Origin of the sequence: Brevundimonas sp., assembly GCF_023259385.1 — a bacterium.
Classification (GTDB): domain Bacteria; phylum Pseudomonadota; class Alphaproteobacteria; order Caulobacterales; family Caulobacteraceae; genus Brevundimonas.
Map to the genome: position 1 here is coordinate 1 of NZ_JAHFPF010000275.1, position 2776 is coordinate 2776.

The 2776-nt window shown below is 68.1% G+C and carries 2 protein-coding genes and 1 tRNA gene; 1 reads left to right on the forward strand and 2 read right to left on the reverse strand.

Going from position 1 to position 2776, the window contains the following annotated elements:
• The coding region (locus Q0C81_RS16495) for an autotransporter domain-containing protein (protein ID WP_291840498.1) at positions 1-2294 on the forward strand (2294 nt) is incomplete at its 5' end.
• Positions 2295-2350: 56 nt separating this feature from the next.
• Here Q0C81_RS16495 and Q0C81_RS16500 read toward each other — a convergent pair.
• Positions 2351-2427: transfer RNA gene (locus Q0C81_RS16500), tRNA-Val, on the reverse strand.
• A 46-nt stretch (positions 2428-2473) separates the two neighbouring features.
• Complete coding sequence (locus Q0C81_RS16505) at positions 2474-2749, reverse strand: HU family DNA-binding protein (protein ID WP_008260193.1); 276 nt, start codon at positions 2747-2749, stop codon at positions 2474-2476.
• Positions 2750-2776: the final 27 nt, after the last annotated feature.

Sequence of the window (2776 nt, forward strand, 5' to 3'; positions counted from 1 at the left end):
ACGGCGTGCCGGACGCCAGCGAAACGACCGCCTCCCTGACATCGGTAGGCGGCGCGCCCGCCCTGCTCATCGGCTCCGCGACCAATGCGGTGACCCTCGGCGCCGTAGGCGCCGGCGACGCCGCCTATGGCCTGATCAACCGCGGCTCCATCACCGGGACCGGCGTCTATTCCGGCGTCGAATCGCGCGCCCTGCAGCTGGGCGTGGCCGGCGGCCAGACCGTCACCGTCGCGGGCGGGGTGCGCAACGAAGGCGGAATCGCCTCCACGGCCGTGGACGCCAACGCCACCGCCATCTGGATCGGCTCCGGCGTCACCGCCCCGGCCATCTCGAACACGGGCAATATCCAGGCCGTCGCCTCCGGCAAACAGGCCCACACGGCCACGGGCGTGCTCATCGGCGCCGGCGCCAATGTCGGTTCGCTGACGAACACCGGCAATATCGTGGCCTCGTTCGGCGGAAACCACGGCGCCGCGACGGTCATCCGCGACCAGTCCGGCACCCTGACCCAATTGAGCAACGCCGGTTCCATCATCGGCTCGCTGTCGGCGGACTCCACCGACACTACGGCGATCGACGGCACGGTGACCGCCATCGACCTGACGGCCAACACCAGCGGCGTCACGGTTCGTCAGTACGGCATCCCGGCCGCCGCCGGCAGCACGGCGACCGATACGGACAAGGACGGGGTCCCTGACGCCAGCGAACCCGTCATCGTCGGCGCGGTGAAATTCGGTTCGGGCGCGGATGCCTTCAACGTCGAGAACGGCACGGTCATCGGCGACATGTCCTTCGGCGCCGGCGCCGACCGCCTGTCCATCAGCGGCGGCGCGGCGGTGAGCGGCGCTGTCACCGACAGCGACGGGGCTCTGGACATCAACGTCTCCAAGGGGACGCTGAACGCGACCCAGACGACCGCTACTTCCATTTCCAGCCTGAACGTCGGGGCCGAGGGCGTCCTGATCGTCGCCGTCGACCCTCAAGGCGATCGCGCCGGCGGATTCAACGTCAGCGGCGCCGCAACCCTGGCCACGGGCGCGCAACTGGGCGTCCGCTTCTCGTCCCTTCTGGAGTCGCCGGAGCGGTTCAGCGTGATCAAGGCCGGCGCCCTGAACGTCGGGGACATCAACCAGAGCCTGCTGACCGATAATTCCCCCTATCTTTACGTCGTTCAGGCGGGTGTCGATCAGGCCGCAGGGGAAGTCTACGTCGACGCCCGTCGCCGCACCGCCCAGGAGGCCGATCTGATCCCCGTCGAGGCCTCGGCCTTCGACGCCGTCTATGCCGCCCTGGGCAGCAATGAGACGATCCGGAACCTGTTCCTGAGCCAGACGACCCGGGACGGCTTCATCGACGCCTATGAGCAGATGCTGCCGGACCACTCGGGCGGGCCTCTGATGTCCCTGTCGGCCGGCGTCGACGCGGTGACCCGCGCCCTGACCGGCCGCAACGCCTCCGCCGCCCCCGGCGAGACCAGCGCCTGGGTGCAGGAGATCAACTTCTACGCCGACAAGGACAAGACCGATTCCTACGGCTTCCGCTCTGAAGGCTTCGGCGTCGCGGGCGGCGTCGAAAAGGGCACCGGCGCGGGCGCCTTCGGCCTGACCGCCGCCTTCACCTCGTCGGACATCAAGGACCCCGAGTCCGAGGCCGAGGAAGTTCTGTCGGCCAACCTGCTGGAGCTGGGCCTCTACTGGCGTGCGCAGGGCCAGTACTGGACCACCTGGGCGCGCGCGGCCGGCGGCTACGCCAGCTTCAACGCCGACCGGTCACTGGTCGCCAACGGCGTCTATCTGAACAACAAATCCGACTGGCACGGCTGGACTGCAGCCGCAGCCGGCGGCGCCTCCTACGAGCGCAACTACGGTCGCCTGAACGTCCGTCCCGAGGTGTACGCCGAGTACTTCCGCCTGTCGGAAGGCGCCCGCTCCGAATCGGGCGGCGGCAGCGGCTTCGATCTGGATATCGACTCGCGCGACAGCCACATCTTCTCGGCCGTTGCGGCGATGAACGTCGGCTACGGCTTCGGCAAGGACGGCTGGATCCGTCCGGAACTGCGCATCGGCTATCGCCAGAACCTGTCCGTCGACGCTGGCGAGACCATCGCCCGCTTCGCCAGCGGCGGCCCGGACTTCGTCCTGTCGCCGGACGGGGTCGAGGGCGGCGGCCTGATCCTGGGCTTCCGCATGAACCTGGGCAACGACCTGGGCATGCTGTCCCTGACGGGCGACGCGGAACTGCTTGAGGATTACGTCCGCTATTCGCTGCTGCTGCGGGCCAGCTTCCGGTTCTGACCGGGGCGATCGCCAAAAGACAAAGGCCGCCGGATCGCTCCGGCGGCCTTTTTGTTTGGTAGGCGGCGACGGGTTCGAACCGCCGACCCTCTCGGTGTAAACGAGATGCTCTGACCAGCTGAGCTAGCCGCCCAAGAAACCGAAGTGGAAACCGGAGCGGGGCTTATGCCCGTTGGGCTTCAACCGTTCAAGGCGCTTTTCAAGCCTTCGCCGGGGCGAAAGCGCGCGGTGCGGGAGGCGGGCCGGGCCACGGCCTGACCTGTCTGGGGGTTGCGGGCGACGCCGGCCTTGCGATCGACAGGGGTGAAACTGCCGAAGCCGATCAGCTTGACGTCCCGACCCTGGGTCAGGGCTTCCACCACGCCGTCGGTGAAGGCTTCGAGCGCCGTCTTGGCCTGATCGCGGCTGATGTTCGCGGCCGTCGCCATACGGCCGATAAGTTCGGCTTTCGTCATGTCATCCTCCCAAGCCAACCAGTAAAG